Raw genomic sequence first — 18,827 nt, 5'->3', positions numbered from 1 at the left:
CGCGAATTCAAGCAGTGCACCCTGCCAAATATGGCTCGAACACACCGCCCGCCTCTCAAGCAAAATAGATCAAGCACCGTTGACATCCCCAGCTCGCTTCCCCCTCGTCAATTGCCGCACCTGACCTGCATCGATGGTCGACTCGACTGCAAGAATGATCACGTAGAGCCCGACTGCCAGGCGGGTGGCGTCACAGTCACTGCCACCTTCGGGGCGCCGGATGAATTCGGCCATATCGGTCCGTGAAGCACTGCCGGCGCTAAACACAGGACCCGAAAGGCCGCACCCCCGAGAACTCGACAGCGCGTTCGAGAATTCAAGGAGTTGACTCTTACGCGTGACTGCCGGGGAGGTCGCGCCCGGCGCGCACGTCGAATCCTCCAGGCAACTGCCCTTGCCGCAACCCTTCGAGGCTTTCCACGGCGGCTGGCGGTCCCGGTGCTGCGAGTTGCCGACGCAGTGGCGGTGCCGCGCCGTAATACCTCCCTCCCGCTGCACTGCTACGGTCGCGTGTATGACGCTCTCGGTCTCCACGGGTCGGACTGTTGATCTACGGGTGCAGCCGGTTGATGAGGTTCTTGATCACGTCGAGCGGTCTCTCCAGGTGCGCTTGCTATCAGATGCGTTGATCCGCAAGCGCCGTTCTGTGGGAGCCCGGACAGACCGCGATACCTGGGTTCGGATCGAGCGACGCTTGCTCGACAAGATCACCGATCAGGGGTGGAACGGCACCGAATGTGCCGCGCGTCTGGAAGGCGTCGTCCAGCCCGCATGGCTGGGATGCGTGGTCTGGCGCGACACGAGTGAGCCAGTGATGTGGCGGGCCGATGAGACGGAGCTGCTGCCGGGCGCTCCTGTCGGTACCGCCGTGTTGAGCGAGGCCCCGGAACTGCCGGACGAGTGGTGGGAAGCGCTGAACGCCTCGTTGAACGCGCTGGCGGCTCAAAGCACGACGCGGGTTGCCACACCGGACACCGTCACCGTCACCCAGGCCCTCGTCACCGAGTCCATCCGCAGTGTCTTCCCCGACGACTTCGACACAACTGTGAAGCGGTGGGTGCCGGCCCATGCGGATCTGAACTGGGCCAACATGACCTCTCCGGCGTTCAGCCTCTTCGACTGGGAGGACTGGGGTAACGCACACCGCTGGGGCTGGACTCGGCCTCTCTGTGGGCCAGTTCCCTTGCCGTCCCGGCTCTGGCAGAACGCGTACGGCACGAGCGCCGTTCCGATTTCGAGAGCCGGGACGGCAAGTTGATGACGTTGTTCGTCTGCTCGAAGATCCTCGGACCGTACGCGCACCCGGAGGACCCTCGGCTGGAACCCGCCCGGCGCATGGCAAAGCAGGTCATCGAGGAGCTTCAGGCAGGCTGACCGCGCGAGCGGTCTGGTCTCGAAGGAGACTCCGGTACTCCTGGACGGTCCGCTCATCGACCTCGCCTACCAAGGCGCCGACCAGTTCGCCCAGATTGGCGGGTTCATCGGTGCCCACCTCCGCTCGGGGTCTGCACTCTTCCCGCCGCGTGGCGGCACAGCCGAGACAACGAAGAGCGTGCCTGGCAGCGAAAGCACGTGCACCAGTGAGGCGCGACCGCGGCAAGGCCGTCGGTCGCTGCCTGTAGAGGAGACCGTCACGGTGCGTCTCCGTAGACGGCGGTGGTCATTCGCTTGGCCCGGGTGAGGGCCACGTAGAGCTTGCGGTGGTCTTCGCTGTCGGAGCTGAGGCCTTGTCGCAGAGTTTCTCGCTCCGGGGCGGTGAGGCAGACGCCGACGGCGTCCCACTCCCGTCCCTTGGCCTGGTGGGCGGTCAGGCCGGGGATGAGGCGTGCAGAGGCGTGGAGACGGGCTCTCAGGTTCTCCAGGCGTGCCGTGTGGGTGTGGTTGCGTCGTCTGGGCAGTGGACGGTCGGTTTCGCTGGCAACGACTGTGTTGAGGGAAGTCCAGATCTCGGCGATACCCGTCGTACCCGCGAGATCAGCGATGACGGCCTGGAGGGGAGAGCGCAAGCGCTGTGCCGCCTCGTGGTCGATGCCGAGAGTGGTGAGGGCATCACTGTGGAAGGTGGCGTTTTCCCCGAACATCCGCTGAGTGACTTCGCTGAGCAGGAGAGTGCAGGCTGCTTCGTGGATGTGGCCTGTGGTCGATCCGTAGGCGAGGGGCAGGACATGGGGCCCGGCATCCCACAGGGGTTTCCATCGCAGGGCAAGGAGAACGTCCATGTTCTCGGCCTGCCCTTCGGGAAGGGACACGCCCTGACCTACGCGCAACTGATCTGCTAACAGGGCTTGTTGGGCACTCCTCCACCGGAAGGAGGTGTGCAAGTCTCGCTGGGTAAAACGGGCATCCTTGACCAGGCCGGGCACCTGTTCAGGGCGGGCGCCGCGGAAGCCGTACAGGGCCTGCCACGGATCACCAACCACGGTGACCTCCAGACCTGCGTCAGCGGCGAGGCGGACCAAGGACAAGTCCAGGGCGTTGGCGTCGAAGATCTCGTCGACAATCAGCGCCCGTGCGGTCTGAGCGAGACGGGCGAGCAGGACATCGCGAACGCCGCGAGCACCCAGGGCCGATTCGAGGAGGTGGCGCGCATCCTGGTGTGTGCAGTAACCCTCGGCCAGGGCCTCGCCGACGTCAGCGGCGCTGGGTCTGTTCGCTTTCCCGGCTTGTCGGACGACCTGGGTGGAGACCTGGTCCGTTTCCAAGACCACAGTGGGCTCTCTGTCGGTCCACTGAGTGGATAGCAGCACCCGCCAGTGGTCGATGACGGTGAGGTGGCGGTGGCCTGCGGGCCACCGCACGTGTCCGGTGTGCAGGAGGTGGGTGAGCAGGTCGCACACGATGGTGTCGAGTGTGACGATGCGGTGCGGCCAGGCGAGAGCGCTCGTGCCCCATTGGCTGAGCACGCGATCGCGGAGTTCGGCGGTCGCGGAGCGGGTGAAACTAACCGCGATGACGGCGCGCTGGTCATTGCCATTGAAGCGCTGGATACCGAAGCGTTGAGCCGCCACGGTGGTCTTGCCGGATCCCGGGGCCGCTTCGATGTAGAGGCGGCGGCGCGGTGTTCCGGCCGCGATCAGTTGTTCAGCGGTAAGAGCGCTGGCGGTGTCAGCTCGGGTCACGGTCCGCGTCCCCCCATGGGCCCGCCACCCACGGTTCAGATCCCCAGGAACCTGCTGCCCACGGGTCGGTATCGGCAGGCTGCGCCGGGGCAGTGGGCCAAGCTCCAGCGGACATGGGTACCGGCGAGGCAGCAGGGCTGCCCGAATCGACCGGGGACAGATCAAAGATGGTCGGCGGCAAGGCAGGCGGGACGTCTTCCTCCTCTGTTTCTCCCCCTTCGGCGCCGTCTCCGTCCTGGGGTTCCGCGGGATGTGGAAAGAGGAAGTCGAACAGGTTCTTGAGATGGTCGGGGACCTGGACGGGTTCGCCGCGTTCGACTGCATCGGCCAGCAGAAAAGCCAGTGCGTCGGCGAAGGCCGCCTTGTCCTTGGCGTGCGGGCCCGCCGGCACGTCTGGATCGCCCTTCTTGCCCTTACGGGCGCTCTTGAACAGGTTGTGCACCGACTGCGGGGTGATCGGCTCGATGAGTACTGCGCCGATGTCGTTCAGCGCGGACTCGATGAGCTGCTCGTTGCCCTGGGTGATGGACGGCTCCAGTGTCGGGTGGCTGATGAATGCCTGCACCACGGCCGGATCGTGGTCGGCCAGCCAGGTGGGCGGGGTGGGCTGTTCGTCGAAGGGCTTGTCGCTGTCGCGCAACACGGCCAGCCGGGTGCAGATCTCCGCACCCTTCGTCGCCAGGAGCCGCGAAGTCCACGGCCCGACTTTGGTCCCGACGTACATGATGCTGAGTGCCTCGACGAAGGCACGCTTCGCCTCGTCCGGCCCGGCCCAAGCTCGGCCGAAGTCGCGGAGGATGGCGGCTTCGGTCACGCCTTCGACCACGACGAGCCGCTCGGCGAACAGTGCGGCCGAGCGGCTGGCGTCCATGTGCAGGCGCGCCATGCGAAGCGTCTTGTCCCGCTCGGTCATCGGGATCGTGGCGATCGGTCGGCAGACGCGCTGGCCGTCCGGAGTGCGCCGCAGCACCACCAGTTGTTCGGGGTCGCAGGAAGTGATGATGTCGGTGGCGTGGCTGGAGAGCACGATCTGCAATTCCGGACGCTCGCGCACGGTCTTGCGCAGGTAGCGCACGAGGGCGTGCTGCAGCTGGGGGTGGAGGTGGGCTTCGGGCTCCTCGATGACCACGGTGGCGTGGAACGGAGTGCGGGGAAAGAAGGAGTCCGCCTCGGATTCGGCTTCCGCCCCAGCCTGCACGCGGCGCTCCCTCGCCAACTGCTCCTCGTCCGCTTGCGTCAGTTCCCCGGGTTCGTCGCTGGTCTCAGACGCCTCTCCTGCGGCTGTGGCGCGTGCGGCGGAGTCGGGTATCGCGGCCAGCGTGACGGCCATGTGGAGCAGGTTGACGTAGCCCAAGCCCGAGACCTCCAGCGGACGGGCCGAGGTACGACCTTCGACGACAGCCAGCATCAGTTCCAGGACACGCGCGAGGTAGGAGTCGTCTATCACCTGTCCCCGCACGTAAGACCACTGGCGCTGCACGCCCGAAGTGAGAGAGGCGAGATGGGTACTGATGCGTTCCTCAACGGCTTCTATGAGCCCGTCCTTGGCGAGGTTCTCCAGAAGCCGGGAGGCCTTCACCCGCAGCGGTACCAGGCTGCGGCTGCCATCGAGGCGTTCCTGCTGGGCGCGCAGCAGCTCTATGAGGATCCGGGTCTCGCGGCGAGCCAGCTCATCCAGAGGGTGGCGCCAGGCCGGCAGGTAAATGAACTTGAACGGGTCCGTCCCCAGTCCCGGTTGCTGTATTCGGTACCGGTCGACCTGAGCGCGGACCGTGCCCAAGTTGCGTTGGAATCCGCTGAACCATTGCTGCGCGACGTCGCCGGCGGATCGGTGCACAGAGGCCTGGATCTGCTGTCCCAGAGGTCCTTCGGCATCCGCGGCGTGCTCCAGGCTGTACTGCACCTCGACGCCCAAGCCATCACCTGTGCCGAGAACGGCAGCACTCTGCCTGGGCAGCAGCGGGAAGCGGCTGGTATGCGCCAGATACAGGGAGTCGGTGATCGTGGTCTTGCCAGCTCCGTTCGCCCCGATCAGAACGCTGAAGCGTCCCGGCAGCCGGCACTCGACCTCCCCCTCAGCACTCGCTCTCAGCCCAGAGACCTTGACGCGGCTCAAATACAACGGACCCCCCTAACAACCCTGACGGCACAACAGCTTCCATCATCACTGCGGGCACGGACACCCTGCACCCCAAAACACGACCCGCCCATCAAATAGCAGCTCACTCCAACTGCATGACGCCCGATCAACCTGCGCACAGCCACGTACACACAGGTCAGAAAGACACCACCCCGCCCAGCCCCACACTCCGGGCACCCCCAAGCACCACGAACATGGGCCTTGCCCCCTGATCTTGGACACACGAGACACTAGATCTTGAGGATCTGAGAACGGACATCTCGTGGTCATGAAGCACTACCCGCCGGAGTTCAAGGCGGACGCGGTCGCGCTCTACCAGTCGCGTCCCGGAGCGACGATCAGGTCTGTCGCCGCGGATCTGGGAGTCAACCCGGAGACGCTGCGCAACTGTGTACGGGCGGCCGGAGCGAACCGGCCCCGGGGCCGCCGGGCGGAGGCGCCCGCGGAGCCGCCCACGCCGCTGGAGGCGGAGAACGCGGCCCTGCGCAAGAAGGTCCGCGAACTGGAGGAAGAGCGCGAGATCCTGCGGAAGGCGGCGAAGTATTTCGCCGGGGAGACGCGCTGGTGAACCGCTTCCAGTTCGTCGCCGACCACCAGCGCCGCTTCGGCGTGAAGCGGCTGTGTACCATCCTCGGCATCGCCCGCTCGAGCTTCTACTACTGGCGCAGGACCGCAGCTGGCCGGGCGGTCCGCCAGGCGGCCGATGCCAGGCTCGCTGCCCGGATACGCAAGGTTCACCAGGACGCGGACGGCACCTACGGCGTCCCCAGGATCACCGCCGAACTGCGTGAGACGGGCGAGTTGGTCAACCACAAGAGGGTCGCCCGCATCATGCGCCAGGTCGGCCTGGCCGGGCTGCGGCTGCGCAGGAAGCACCGCACCACCATCGCGGACCCGGCCGCCGCGAAGGCAGCCGACCTCATCGGCCGCGACTTCACCGCGGTGGGGGTGAACACGAAGTACGTCGGCGACATCACCTATCTCCCGCTGACCGGCGGGAAGTTCCTGTATCTGGCCACGGTCATCGACCTCGCCTCCCGGCGCCTGGCCGGCTGGGCGATCGCTGACCATATGCGCGCTGAACTGGTCACCGCTGCCCTGGCCGCCGCCGAACGGTGCCGTGGCGGCCTTGCCGGCGCCGTCCTGCACACCGACCACGGCGCCCAGTACACGAGCCGGGCGTTCGCCGATGCCTGCCGCCAGGCGGGCGTGATCCAGAGCATGAGCGCAGTCGGCAGCTCGGCGGACAACGCGCTCGCCGAGTCCTTCAACGCGACCTGCAAGCGGGAGACGCTCAAGGGCCGCAGTGCCTGGGCCGACGAGCGGGAAGCCCGCCTCGACCTGTTCCGCTGGCTGCACCGCTACAACACCCGACGCCGCCACTCCAGCCTCGGACAACGCAGTCCCATCGCCTACGAGACAGCACTCGACACAACATCAACTACCCTGGCCCCAGCCGCATAGCCCGTGTCCAAGATTCCGGGCCAAGGCCCCATCACTCAGAAAAACTGAGAAACCCCAGCTCACAGCCACAGCAACAACTCACAAAAACTGGGCGACGACACCGTCCCACAGCCCAGCGGTGAAGACGCGGGGCGTGGCGGTCATGTAGAGACGCAGCCGGGCGGGAATGGCACGGTCGTCGTGGATGGCTCCCCAGCCCTCTTGGGTGCTCATGCACGTACGGTGGGCCTCGTCCACGACGATGAGATCCCAGGCTGGCAACTGGCCGCTGCAGTGGGCTTGCTGCAGTCCTGGCAGAGACGCATAGGTCACGAAGACCGTGATGGGCTGACCGTCGTCCTGGTCGGCGACGATGTTGGCCAGGTCTGCTGGCCGTTTGACCATGCGGGCCGTGATAGGGCGCCAGAGCAGGGCCCGACGGAGCTTGGGCAGTGCCGGCGGTGGGGGGGCCTTGACCCCGAATCCTGGACACGGGCTATGCGGCTTGCGCCAGGGTAGTTGATGTTGTTTCGGACGCTGCCTCGTAGGCGATCGGGCTGCGTTGTCCGAGGCGGGAGTGACGGCGTCGGGTGTTGTAGCGGTTGAGCCAGCGGAACGCGTCGAGACGGGCATCACACTCGCTGGACCAGGTCTTGCGGCCCTGAAGCGTCTCGCGTTTGAACGTCGCGTTGAAGGACTCGGCAAGCGCGTTGTCCGCGCTGGAGCCGATCGCGCTCATGGACTGGCGGACGCCGGCCTGGCGGCAGGCGTCGGCAAAGGCCCGGCTGGTGTATTGGGCGCCGTGGTCGGTGTGCATGACCGCCCCGGCGAGGCTGCCGCGGGTGCGTTCGGCGGCGGCCAGGGCGTCGGTGACGAGGTCGGTGCGCACGTGGTCCGCGATCGCCCAGCCGGTAAGGCGGCGTGAGGCGAGGTCGATGACGGTGGCCAAATAGAGGAACTTTCCGCCGTCCAGCGGGAGATAGGTGATGTCACCGACGTACTTCGTGTTCGGCTCACTCGCCGTGAAGTCGCGTCCGACGAGGTCCGGGGCCTTCGCCGCGGCCGGGTCCGCAACAGTGGTGCGGTGCCTGCGACGCAGCCGCACACCTGCCAGGCCGATGCTGCGCATCACCCGCGCGATCCGCTTGTGGTTGATCCGCTCGCCGTCGTCGCGGAGTTCGGCGGTGATCCTGGGGACGCCGTAGGTGCCGTCGGACTCGCGGTGCACGGCGCGTATCCGGGCGGCGAGGCGATCGTCGGCCGCCTGCCGGGCGGCCCGGTCCGCGGCCGTCCGACGCCAGTAGTAGAAGCTGGAGCGGGTGATGTCGAGAATGGTGCACAGCCGCTTCACGCCGTAGCGGCGCTGGTGGTCGGCAACGAACTGGAAGCGGTTCACCAGCGCGTCTCCCCGGCGAAATACTTCGCCGCCTTGCGCCAGGATCTCGCGTTCCTCCTCCAGCTCGCGGACCTTCTTACGCAAAGCGGCGTTCTCCGCCTCCAGCGGTGTCGGTGGCTCGGCCGGCATCTCCGCCCGGCGTCCCCGCGGCCGGCTCGCGCCGGCTGCCCGGACCCAGTTCCGCAAGGTCTCGGGGTTGATTCCCAGATCGGCAGCGACTTGCCGGATCGTCGCCTCGGGCCGCGACTGGTACAGCGCGACCGCGTCCGCCTTGAACTGCGGCGGATAGTTCTTCATGACCACGAGATGTCCGCTCTCAGATCCTCAGGATCCAGTGTCTCGTGTGTCCAGGGTCAGGGGCCAAGGCCCGGTCTTGAACGACGACACCACGCTTTGAACGTCAGGTAGTCAGTTGAGAACCTGCACCTCGCCCACTTCCGCCGTGAACCGGCTCCGCCGCACCTCGGTGAACGATCCGGTATCTGCTCGATCACCGGCCACCTGCCAATCGACGGTCCAGGTAGCCGTGGCAGTGCCGTCGAACTTACCACCTGCCTCAGCGACGGAGGCCCTGCCATAGACGTGGCCACAGTCCGGTGACTGAGCCATTCCCATTGACGGGGTGTACTTGGCGCCGGGCCCCTTACACACCACCGCCGCGGTGCCGTCGCCCATCTCCCAACTGATGGAAGAAACCTCCGCAGTTGCCGTAACAGTCACCCCGCCCGCCGACGCGGTGGCACGGTTGGGCCCATACGTGGTCGGCGTCTGATCCACCCACATCCACATGGGCATACCGACCACATACTTACCGCCCTCGCGGGGACTGGACACCTTGGGGCCCATCAGCTTCATGGCATCCACCGCGCGGCGGGCGACAGTCTCCGGATCGATCGCGGGCGCGCGCGGCACAGTGCTGTCCGGAATCCAGACCACGCCGAAACGACCGGTGTCCGGGCACCACACGCGGTAGACCGCGCCTTTGCCGCCGTGGCGTTTGCCGTCTTGCATGGCGAGGTTTTCCGGCGGAGGTTGCGGGATGACCTTCTCGTAGGTGCACTTCGGTGTGCCGGAACCGGCGGCACTCGAAGCGCTAGCTGAGCCCTTCCTGTCGTCCGAGCTCCCCGTGCCGGGCACGTTGTCGCTGGCCGTGGCGCACACCTTCACGTACATCGACGTGCCGTTGCAGATCCCGCCGGAACTTTCCCCGTGTGCGACAGTCGCGAGCACGCTCGTGGGCAGCAGCGCGATCGCCGCAGCACGTCTCAACATGTGCCGCCCCCTTGAGTGTTGATGTCTGTCACCATCCAACGGCCCTTCCAGCGTTCCGCCGTCGCTGTGGCGACGTAGCGCAGCGGCTGGTTCCTCGGGAGCGGGAGCACCTTCTTCGCCCTCGTGTCATAGGTCTGGTACTCGGAGAGGTCAATGCAGTCCGCCAGCGATGCTTTCGGCGTCTTGGCAGTCATGTCGAGGTCGGTGACCTTCGCGTCATGTCCGACCTTGCCACGCACGACCGTCCCGGCCTCCTTCATCCGATACAGGTCCAGGTCGATCTTCGACAGGGCGTCGAGGGTGGCGTACTTCTCCAGTGCCGTTCTCTTGGCCGACGCCTGGCTGTATGCCTTGGCCTGCTCTGTCGTCATGTGGTTGTACACGGCTAGCACAGCTGCCCTCTCCCCCACCTGCGGTTCGGCTGACGCCGAGTCGGCGGACGAGGAAGCACGTTCCTGCGAGGTCGCCGAAGCCGCGGCCGAGGCCTTGGCATCTGTGCCGCTCCCTCCACATCCAGCGAGCCCCCAAACGAGCATCACAACCCCGCACAGCACCCCTACACCCCGCCCGCCGCCTGCCACACTGGACGCCACATGCTCGCGTCGTGCCATCACCATTCGCCCCCATACGTCAGCAAATAAACAATCACAATCGTAACGCTCCGTACGTAGGCGGATACAACATTTCAGAATGCTGCGCAGCGGGTGCCAGCGAGTGATGCACGGCCAGGCAGGCCGGAGATCCGCGAAGTGGCGCTGTCGCTGGTGCCCCGAGCAGGGCAGGATCAGGGCATGAGGATTCTCGTCATCGGCGGAACGTGGTTCCTGGGCAAGGCCATCACGGAGAGCGCACTCTTGAGAGGCTGGGACGTCACCACCTTCAACCGCGGTCGGTCAGGGCGCGATGTGCCCGGCATTGTGCCCGTTCACGGTGACCGTACGGTCCGGGAAGACCTGCAGAAGCTCGCCCAACAGGGCCCGTGGGACGCAGTCATCGACACATCCAGCTCCGAACTGGCTCCCCGTGACGTCCTGTTGGCCACCACCACTCTGCAAAACCGCGTGCGACGCTGGGTGCACATCTCCACCGTCTCTGTCTACGACGGCTGGCCCCACGAGCCTCTGACAGAAGACTCCCCGCTCCTGCAGTGCCCAGCCGATGCCGACGAGTCGTTCGGTCACACGGGAGAGTGCGGCAGCCCCACGAAGTATGGATTTCAGAAGGCTGGCGGTGAGCGCGCGGTCGCGGAAGTCTTCGGGGACGAAGGGGTGTTTCTACGGCCTGGCGTTATCTTGGGGCCGGGTGAATACGTCGGTCGACTGCCCTGGTGGCTTGAGCGAGCGAAGCGAGGCGGTCGAATCGTCGCCCCAGCGCCTGGCGAGCAGCGGATCCAGCCGGTAGATGTCCGGGATGTTGCCCTTTTCGCCGTTCATCTGGCGGCGGGTTCGGGCCGGGGCGGTTTCAACGTGACGCACCCCGAGGGCATTTCATTCCGCGATTTCCTCGCCGAGTGCTTGCAGGTCACCGGCGGCGAGAGTGTGCCGGTCTGGGTGGACCCGACAGTCCTGGCCAGGCACGACGTGAAGCAGTGGACCGAGTTGCCGCTATGGCGGACCCATGCCGGGGTATGGGCTGTCAGCGCTGAGCGAGCAGTGGAGGCGGGGCTGCGCTGCCGGCCGATCGCCGACACGATCCGGGACACGTGGCAATGGTGGGCGCAGGACGGGCGGCCCGTGGACCACCCGCGATGGGCGGAACACGGGATCGCCGCGGAGAAGGAGGCGCGGATCCTCGCCTCTCTGTGATCAGGAGTCGATCGCCAGGAGAGCCACTGACGGACCGAGGCGGTAGGGCGGGGAGACGCGGGTAAACTCCTCGATCTGCTCGCGCAGCTCCTTGGGTAGCTGTGCCCCGTGGAAGTGCGGCCGCGCAAGGTGCCTGCCGATGCGGGCCGCCCTCATTACGATGCCCGTGCTGCGCTGGTCGGGCGGTACTTCCCAGACAGACGCGAGGGCGTCGGCTGCTCCGTCGACGTTGTCGGAGAGCAGCCGGGCGTGCGCGAGATCTGCCGCCGCTCCCGCCCGCACGTCAATGGACTGTTCCTCCTGCGCTCGTTCACCGAGGAGGGCCAAGGCGCGGCTGGCCTCCGCTTCAGCCTGTTCCGCGTCTCCCATGAGCAGCGCGGACGTGCTGTTGGACATGGCGAGTCGCTCGCCCGGGAATCCGAACTCGCCGCCTACCGCGTCGTGCAGGTCGTCCCGTCGGTCCGGGCCGGCCTCTTCCGAGGTCTGCATGGCACGCCGCGCCGAGGCGACATCACCCAAGTGAGCATAGGCGCGGGCAGCAATGGCGTGGAGGCGTCGCTGTGCGACGTTGCCGAGACCTGCGAGGGACAGCGCGCGCTGGGCCTTCGTCAGCGCCTCGTTCGGTTCGCCTGAGTGGTAGGCGATGTACGCCAAGGTGCCGTCTGCATAGGCCTGTAGAGGCGTGAACCGCGTGCTCTCGCCGTAGACGGCGGCGGTCCGCGCCAGTGTCCGGGCGCTCGGGAGGTACCCCAGGTCGAACGCAGCTACCGCGAGGAGCGCAGCCGTCTGCCCATTGAGAATCATCAAGGTCTGTTGCTGGATCGGGACCTGCGTCCGGTCCCTCTGGCGCTCGATCTCTCGGCGGAGCTGGTCGGCCGTTTCGTACGCGGTCGCCGCCGACAGGTTGTGATACCGCCGAGCAAGGCTCACCACCTGGTCGCGCAGCTCGTCGATGGTGTTGTCGGAGATGGACGCCGCGGCGGTCGCATCGGCGCCGTCGTGGGCTTCACGTGCGGTCATCTGAACTCGCTCTTCCAGGTCGAACGCGGGTGCCTTGGGATCGTCCGCAGGCGGCGGCCCGAACAGTTGCTCCGCTGTGTATCCGGGCCACATGGCCTCAAGGATCTGGCATGTCTCGGGCCCGGGTAACCCCAGGAGCTTGCCGCCGGTCCAGCGTCGGAACTGAGTCTCTCCGCAGGTCGGGGTGTTGGGACTGTGGTCGAAGAGTCGAGTCCCGGTTCGGGTGAACCTCTCGTCGAACCGGCGGTAGGTGAGGTTGTCCCGATCGCACAACATCGCCAGGAGTGTTCTCGGTTCGTTCTTCATTCCGCCCCCAGGGTCTGCGGACCGTGCTAACGGCTTGCGGTCGATCCCTTCAATCGAAGGAGAACGCAATACCTTCCGCCGCGGCAACGCTTTCTAGACAGAAGCCACTTCGAAGCTACCCCGAGGCCTGAAGTACCACCCGAAAGTGCGTCAGAGGCCATGCGACAGGACATGGCAAGGCCACGTGCGACGGGTGAACGATGATCGCCACTTCACCGAGAGTGCGCGACCGAGCACAGACTGACCGAGGGAGGGGCTGAGATGAGCGGGACGAATCTCGCCCAGAACATCAAGGGCTTATTCGACAGCATTCCCGTCGTCGAGTGGCCACGGCATGAGAGCTGCCTCAACGGCTCGTGGTGGGGCGTAGACGTGCGGCTGAGCATGGCGGCGAACGAACGGATTCGTCTTGTGCGTCTCCGCCGCTCGTCCCTCGGCCGTCCGGAGGTCTCGGTATGACATTTCGTGCGCTTGTTCAATCGGGAGGCGTTCGGACTGTCCTTGAGGTGGTGATCGAGCGGCGGCCGGATCCCGGTTCTGATCAGGTGTCTGAGGCGGATGCGGTCTGGCCGCAGCGGCTCCGCCGTCTCGTCCGGGAAGGTCTCGCCTACTGGGGCCACGGGGAGCTGGTGGAGAGCGCGGAACTTCTTCTCACGGAGCTGTCGACCAACGCCCTGCGTTACAGCAGCGGACCCCACATCAGCGTCTGTGTCTGCCTCAAGGACGGACTGTGCGTGATCGAGGTGAGCAACAGCTCATCCGGCCGCCCCGAGGTGTGCCACGCCGGTCCCGCCGACGAGGGTGGCCGCGGTCTCTTCCTCGTCGACGCACTGGCCTCTGCGTGGGGCGTCAGCCTCGACGGCACGACGACGTGGTGCACCCTCCCCCTGCCCGAAGGCCCCCCGGACATGGAACGTGCTGCGGTGACCGCGCCGGTGCTGCGCGAGATCCCCATCACTCTCCCCGCGGATTCGAGCGCTGCCACGTCAGCCCGCATCCAGGGACGATCTCTACTTACCGTGCTGGGCTGGCCCGGGGATCAGCATCTCGCGGTCGAGGTCCTGCGCGTCCTGGTCGACAACGTGGTGCAGCACGTCCTCGCCCCCGGGGTGCCGGGGCAGTATTTCGGCGCCTGTCTCAGCGTCACCGAATCCCATGAGCTGCTGATCGACGTGCGGGACCCGGACCCCGCGTTCCCCGCGTTCGACAAGGCCGTCACCGGCGAACTCGCGCGCGGCATCTGGGGCGTCGTCCGTCAGGGGGTGGCGCTCACCTGGTTCGTCAGGGCGGACTTCGCCGGCAAGACCGTCCGTGCCGCCCTGCGTCCCGGGCAGGTGGACCTGTGACGGCCGCGGCCATCTGCACCCAGGCGGAGATGGTGCAGGCCCTGGACGGGGCTGCTGGCGCGGCCCGGGAGCCTGCCGTCGGCATGGCGGATCTCGCGGTAGCGGTCCGGGCCTTCCTTGCGGTCGAGGCCCAAAGCGCCGCCCGTGTGCGGCTCGGGGGGAACCTGTTCGACGTCGTCATCACCGGCTCCGGTGTTCGGGCGTGGTCTGCCGTGGCCGTGATGGATGAGGTCCAGGGCGGGTGCGGCCCCGTGATCGAAGACCCCGTGAACGGCTGGTTGTACTGGCTGGTCCCACCTGGATCCTGCGCTCGGTGGGCGTGGCACGGCCATGCCGTGTGTCTGGGTGCACCGCACACGATCACGCTGCCGCCCCTGAGCCGGCGGGTTCCGCCGGGGCCCTACTGGCTGAGGCCGTCGGCGAGCGGCCGGCTCGTGCCTGTGGGGCCGCTTCGTGATGCCCTCGCACGGTTTGGGCCGGGGCCGGGGCCGCACGCCGCTCTCGCGGCGCGCCTGGGCATCGCTGTCTGAGGCTCCCGTGCTCGCCGGCGCATGGCACAGGGCACCGGCGGGCGCGGTACCAGGCTCCTTCTTCTGGAGCTGACTTGCACATTCCAAGCACTGATCATCGAGGTAGCACTGTGAAAGAGCCGGTAGCGCCGTATGTGACGCCGTGGACGGGCGAGATGCGGTTACCCGCCCAGGTGGTGGTCACCGCATCCGGGGTGACCTACGCCGACCGTGTGCACGATGCCCTGGGGCGTGACGTGGACGGCGTGCTGTGGGAGTTGCGTGGTGGTACGGCGACTGGCCGGCCCGACTACGCCGACCTCCACACCGGGCGCCAGCGCGAGACGATGGAGAACTTCCGCTGCGCGGCCTGCAACCGGCCTGCGGCCCGCGACGAGCGGGGCATGCTGTGGCTCCTGCCCCTCCTCGACTGCGTGACGGCGAGCTGGGAAGGCGTGCAAACGGTGATCCCGCCCGTGTGCGAGGCCTGCGCGCAGACGTCGCCGCGTCTTTGCCCCGAACTACGCACCTCTCACGTGATGCTCCGCGTGCGGGAGGCCGAGCTGATCGGTGTGCGCGGCACGCTCCACCCCCGCCCTGGCGAAGTGGGCGTTCCCGAACCAGGGACGGTCGTTCTTTACGACTCCCCCGACCTGCCGTTCGTCGTCGCTCGCCATGCCGTACGTGAACTGCACCGCATCACCATCGTCTCGCTCACCGGCGCCACCCCCTCGACGGTCCTGAGCCGTCCCCGACCGCGAGCAAGAACAGCAGGCGGATGATCCACAGCCCTGTCCGCGGCCCACGACGGCTGGCGCACGCCAGGCCGGGTTGAGGCCGCTCCGGGCCAGTGGTCGCCGGTATGCGGACCCGAGAACAGGGTTGAGCCGTGGCGGTCAGTCGGCCGACGGGCGAGCGCCAGCTCGAGCCGGGCCTGGGCCCGGGCGCCACGCGGCTCGACCGCGAGGCCGCGGGTCACCGGCCTGGCCCCGGCTGTGCCGGCCGACGCCCCCGGCCGCTGCCCGGTCCACCGCTGTGGGGCCGGCCTCGTAGCCGGCCGTGCTCCGGCTCTGACCGCGCCCCTGCCCACGATCTCCGTGGTGCCCCGTCTCCCCCAGCAGACGAACACCACGGTCAGTCCTGATCAAGCTCTGTGGAGGAACAGTTGACCGCTTCGACAACACACGTCTCCTTGCGTGCCGTCACCTACAACCTGCTGCTCGGCGGCCTGAACGGCGACGACGGCACCCGTCTTCGCGCGCAGACACAGATGCTCGCCCGCCTGGGCCCGAACATCCTGAGCCTCCAGGAGTGCACGGGGTGGACCAACCGGCACCTGCGCCGGCTGGCGGACGAACTGGCAATGGTGCCCGTCGCCATGGCGCCCTCACGCGTGCGCAGGGCCCCGGGCCCGCCCAACGGCACCACCCTGCTGATCCGACCCTCCAGCATCCGGGTGATGGACCACTGGATCGTGGGCGAGGGCGTCTTCCACCACGCACTGATCCGCGCCTGGCTGCGCCCGGTCGCGGCCGGCGACGACCCCGGCAGCGACTTCACGGCCTTCGCCACGCACTTCAGCTGGTCCTCGGGAGATGCGCGGCTCAACGAGGCCCGCATGCTCACCGACTACGGCGGCCCCTTCCCGGGCGCGCCGCGGGGCGCGCTGCTCCTGGGTGATCTCAACACACCAGACCGGGAACCGCCCGACTGGTCGCTCGTCCCGGCGAACCTGCAGTCGCGGTACCGGTTCGTCAAAAGCGACGGGGCCTTCGGCCGCGCGGACCGGCGCGCCGTCCAGGTACTGCTCAAAAGCGGCTGGCGGGACCCGCAGACGGACTTCGGCGACCCGGAGGCGGCGAGCGTCGGATACGCGTACTCCAACGAGCCGGTGCCCTGGCGCCTGGACTACGCCCTGGTCTCCGGCCTGGCGGTGTCCGACTACTTCATCCATGACACGCCCGGGGCCCGGGAGTTGTCGGACCACCTCCCGGTGGTGTGCGACGTGATGGTGGGAGCAAGCTCATGACGAACAACGCACACCAGGGCGCGACCGGCAACGGCGCCTTGTCCGGGGCCGCGCACGGACGAGCTGTCCTGGCGGAACGGCTGGCGGATCCGGAGCTGCTCGATGAGGCGGTCGAGATCCGGCTGGGTGAGGACGGTATCGGCGGCACCTGCCTGGCCGTACCCGTCGGCGGGCGAAGGGTGGCGGGCCGGGTGAGCGTGGCCGGCTGGATCCAGGGCCGGCAGGTCCTTCAGGCACTGGCCGGCAAGCCGGGCTTCCCGTACCTGCGCGACGACAGCCACGGCAACGACATCGACGACCCGTGTCACATCGCGTGGGGCCTGCACACCGGCATCAGGGACGACCACGGCAGGCGGATGGCGCAGATGCTGGGCTACCACCCGGCCGGTGTCAACGCGTATGTGACCGAGCAGACCTGGCGAGATGCACGCGTCCCCGTCACACCACTGCCGCAGCGCGAGTTGTCCGCACCCGCCGGCGGCCGCGTCTACGACCTGCTCCTCGGCGGCCGGGACAACTACCTGTCAGACCAGCGCCTGATCGCATCGCTCACCGAACACGACAGGCAGACCCTCAAGACCGCCGCAGCCATCAACCGCGCCCATCAGCCGGCCATCGTGGAAACACTCGCCGCCCGGGGCATCGACCAGTACCTCGACCTGGGATGCGGCCACCCCCTGAGCGACGCCCTGCCGATGGACGACGCCCCCTCCTACACAGCGCTCCACGAACTGGTAGCCCAGTACCGAGGGCCCGCCGCGCGCACCGTCTACGTCGACCACGACACGTTCATCTTCGGAAAGGTCCGCCACCGACTCGAGGACGACCCACGCCGACCCCAGTGGGTGAGCGCCGACATCCGGTACATGCGGCAGCTCCTCACCTCGGGCAGGATCCAGTACCTCCTCGACCTCAGCCGCCCCGTCGCCGTCCTGCTGCATGACGTGCTGCCATGGATCGACAGCGACGAGACCGTGACGCAGGCCATGGCCGTGCTGCGGGAACGGCTGGCGCCGGGCAGCGCCCTGTCCATCACCCACCCCACCGACTTCGGCGAGGACAACGCGATGTCGCGGTTCGTCAACCCGTTCCGCGCAGCCGGGCTCGCCTACACACCCCGCAACGCCCACACCATCAGCACACTGTTCGGGCCCTGGCCCCTGGAGAAACCCGGGCTCGTACCGACACACCACTGGCACCCCGAACACCCGCACGCCACGCGCGAGTTCCACGACGCGGGCGCCCTCGCCGCACTCGCATTCAAACCGGGAGCCGAGCATGCCTGACGACTAAAAACCAGCTGGCCCAAACCCGGTGCACCGGCCCGCCGGTGCATCACGCCGTGACGGTGCCGCGCACGGTCACCCCGTCGTGCGCCGCCCGCGCCGCAAAGGTCTTAGGCGACGAGCTGATGCCCCGCCGGGCAGCCGGTCGGCCGCCGCTCTCCCGGGCAACGCACCACAGTGGTCCCGGCCGTGCATGCTCGCCGGATACCGGAGCATGCGCGCCTGCCGGATTCAGCGAGACATCGTCGGCCGGCAACCCCTCATCCGGGGTTTCGGCGCGTCGTACCGCTGGGGCGCGAGAGGCTACGGCAAGCACAACCGCACACCGCGAGGAGCACCCGATGAGCGATGTCCTGACGATCGACCACCCCGCCTGGCAGGTCTACGAGGACGGTACATATGCGCGCGCGGTCCGTACCGCCTCCGGTATCTGGATCGTGTCCCACGACGGGGACGGCCTGCACATGGCGTGTGTGGAGGGCACCGAGGACGTCAAGCCCGAGGTCGTCAGCACCGACCCCGCGAACCTCCCGCCCGCCGCCCCGGGCGCCCTTCGCGACGGGCTCGCCCGGCTCGGCGTCACGCGGCGCCTGGCCAACCCCTGGCTGTGGGACGCGATCACCACGGCGATCCTGCGACAGGTCGTCCGCGCCGATCAGGCCCGCAAGCTGTACCGCACCTGGTGCAGCATCTACGGCACCACCGTGGAAGGCCCGCACGGCGCGCTCGCTGTCGCACCCACGCCGGCCGTCGTACTCGCCCTGACCGACGAGCAGTTCCACGACGCCGGGGTGAAGTTCCACCGCACCGCCCTGCTGGCGGCCGCGACGCACTACCAGCAGCACCACACCGCCTGGAAGGGACAGCGCCCCAGCGCCCTGGCCCTCGACCTCATCCGGATCCCCCGCATCGGCCCCTGGACCGCTGCGGCCGCCGCCTGCGATTACACCGGGGACTTCAGCATCTACCCGCACGACGATCTGGCCGTGCGCACGTGGGCCTCCAAGATCGCCCCCGCTTACGCCTGGCCCGGCAAAAAGGACAAGGCGTTCGGTCCGCTGTGGACCGGCTGGGCCGGGACCGACCGCACCGCTTTGCACACCCTCACCCTCGCCACCCTCACCTGGGGTGCGCACGCCCGATGACATGGAGGACC

General features: G+C 67.7%; 16 protein-coding genes and 2 pseudogenes. 10 read left to right on the top strand and 8 right to left on the bottom strand.

Annotated features, from left to right (window positions below):
* Positions 1–514 precede the first annotated feature (514 nt).
* Positions 515–1,374: pseudogene (locus GHR20_RS36480) on the top strand (hypothetical protein).
* Here the strand turns inward: GHR20_RS36480 and GHR20_RS38005 are convergent.
* The 3 genes and pseudogenes from GHR20_RS38005 to GHR20_RS36470 all read right to left on the bottom strand — a co-directional run.
* A pseudogene (locus tag GHR20_RS38005) lies at positions 1,349–1,492 on the bottom strand (aldo/keto reductase); the annotation flags it as partial. The pseudogenes GHR20_RS36480 and GHR20_RS38005 sit on opposite strands and share 26 nt — an antisense overlap.
* Before the next feature lie 139 nt (positions 1,493–1,631).
* The gene (locus GHR20_RS36475; protein WP_194859087.1) at positions 1,632–3,119 is read right to left on the bottom strand and encodes a UvrD-helicase domain-containing protein; all 1,488 of its coding nucleotides are present in this window, start codon (positions 3,117–3,119) and stop codon (positions 1,632–1,634) included.
* Positions 3,106–5,235, bottom strand: a complete 2,130-nt coding sequence (locus GHR20_RS36470; protein ID WP_153815725.1) for an AAA family ATPase — start codon at positions 5,233–5,235, stop codon at positions 3,106–3,108. Before GHR20_RS36470 ends, GHR20_RS36475 begins: the two co-directional genes overlap by 14 nt.
* A 286-nt stretch (positions 5,236–5,521) precedes the next feature.
* Here GHR20_RS36470 and GHR20_RS36465 point away from each other — a divergent pair.
* Positions 5,522–6,723, top strand: a protein-coding gene (locus GHR20_RS36465) for an IS3 family transposase (RefSeq protein WP_153815724.1) whose coding sequence is annotated in 2 segments (ribosomal slippage) — positions 5,522–5,813 and positions 5,813–6,723 — 1,203 coding nt in all. Because the reading frame shifts where the segments join, the coding sequence is not laid out codon by codon here.
* A 78-nt stretch (positions 6,724–6,801) separates the two neighbouring features.
* On the opposite strand, the gene GHR20_RS37020 is transcribed toward GHR20_RS36465, so the two are convergent.
* From GHR20_RS37020 to GHR20_RS36445, 4 genes are all read right to left on the bottom strand, one after another.
* A complete protein-coding gene (locus GHR20_RS37020) occupies positions 6,802–7,107 on the bottom strand; it encodes a DEAD/DEAH box helicase family protein (RefSeq protein WP_194859174.1) in 306 nt (101 codons plus the stop codon).
* A 91-nt stretch (positions 7,108–7,198) separates the two neighbouring features.
* On the bottom strand, positions 7,199–8,401 hold the full coding sequence (locus GHR20_RS36455) for an IS3 family transposase (protein ID WP_153815722.1): 1,203 nt from the start codon (positions 8,399–8,401) through the stop codon (positions 7,199–7,201).
* A 105-nt stretch (positions 8,402–8,506) separates the two neighbouring features.
* The gene (locus GHR20_RS38000) at positions 8,507–9,370 is read right to left on the bottom strand and encodes an ATP/GTP-binding protein (protein WP_243878262.1); all 864 of its coding nucleotides are present in this window, start codon (positions 9,368–9,370) and stop codon (positions 8,507–8,509) included.
* Positions 9,364–9,741, bottom strand: coding sequence for a hypothetical protein (locus GHR20_RS36445; RefSeq protein WP_243878261.1), 378 nt, complete (start codon positions 9,739–9,741; stop codon positions 9,364–9,366). Before GHR20_RS36445 ends, GHR20_RS38000 begins: the two co-directional genes overlap by 7 nt.
* A gap of 420 nt (positions 9,742–10,161) precedes the next feature.
* On the opposite strand from GHR20_RS36445, the gene GHR20_RS36440 reads away from it, so the two are divergent.
* The gene (locus GHR20_RS36440) at positions 10,162–11,175 is read left to right on the top strand and encodes an NAD-dependent epimerase/dehydratase family protein (protein WP_153815721.1); all 1,014 of its coding nucleotides are present in this window, start codon (positions 10,162–10,164) and stop codon (positions 11,173–11,175) included.
* Here the strand turns inward: GHR20_RS36440 and GHR20_RS36435 are convergent, their stop codons facing one another.
* Positions 11,176–12,501 carry a DNA-binding protein gene (locus GHR20_RS36435; RefSeq protein WP_153815720.1) on the bottom strand — a complete coding sequence of 442 codons (1,326 nt, stop codon included), beginning with the start codon at positions 12,499–12,501 and terminating at the stop codon, positions 11,176–11,178.
* A 261-nt stretch (positions 12,502–12,762) separates the two neighbouring features.
* Here GHR20_RS36435 and GHR20_RS36430 point away from each other — a divergent pair, with 261 nt between their 5' ends.
* The 7 genes from GHR20_RS36430 to GHR20_RS36395 all read left to right on the top strand — a co-directional run bounded on the left by GHR20_RS36430 (position 12,763) and on the right by GHR20_RS36395 (position 18,816).
* Entirely contained in the window at positions 12,763–12,960 is a 198-nt protein-coding gene (locus tag GHR20_RS36430; RefSeq protein ID WP_153815719.1) for a hypothetical protein, read from the top strand.
* A gap of 86 nt (positions 12,961–13,046) precedes the next feature.
* Positions 13,047–13,847 carry an ATP-binding protein gene (locus GHR20_RS37995; protein WP_243878260.1) on the top strand — a complete coding sequence of 267 codons (801 nt, stop codon included), beginning with the start codon at positions 13,047–13,049 and terminating at the stop codon, positions 13,845–13,847.
* A complete protein-coding gene (locus GHR20_RS36415; RefSeq protein ID WP_243878259.1) occupies positions 13,844–14,377 on the top strand; it encodes a hypothetical protein in 534 nt (177 codons plus the stop codon). Before GHR20_RS37995 ends, GHR20_RS36415 begins: the two co-directional genes overlap by 4 nt.
* Before the next feature lie 110 nt (positions 14,378–14,487).
* Positions 14,488–15,138, top strand: a complete 651-nt coding sequence (locus tag GHR20_RS36410) for a hypothetical protein (protein ID WP_153815718.1) — start codon at positions 14,488–14,490, stop codon at positions 15,136–15,138.
* Between the two features lie 383 nt (positions 15,139–15,521).
* Positions 15,522–16,385 (top strand): endonuclease/exonuclease/phosphatase family protein, encoded by an 864-nt coding sequence (locus tag GHR20_RS36405; protein WP_243878258.1) that lies wholly within the window; start codon positions 15,522–15,524, stop codon positions 16,383–16,385.
* On the top strand, positions 16,382–17,671 hold the full coding sequence (locus GHR20_RS36400) for a DUF6302 family protein (RefSeq protein WP_153815717.1): 1,290 nt from the start codon (positions 16,382–16,384) through the stop codon (positions 17,669–17,671). Before GHR20_RS36405 ends, GHR20_RS36400 begins: the two co-directional genes overlap by 4 nt.
* A 341-nt stretch (positions 17,672–18,012) precedes the next feature.
* Complete coding sequence (locus GHR20_RS36395) at positions 18,013–18,816, top strand: hypothetical protein (RefSeq protein ID WP_153815716.1); 804 nt, start codon at positions 18,013–18,015, stop codon at positions 18,814–18,816.
* Positions 18,817–18,827: the final 11 nt, after the last annotated feature.

It is taken from the genome of Streptomyces sp. SUK 48 (assembly GCF_009650765.1).
GTDB lineage: Bacteria > Actinomycetota > Actinomycetes > Streptomycetales > Streptomycetaceae > Streptomyces.
Note: the sequence above shows the minus strand (reverse complement) of the source record. Positions and strands in the feature narration are given on the sequence as shown.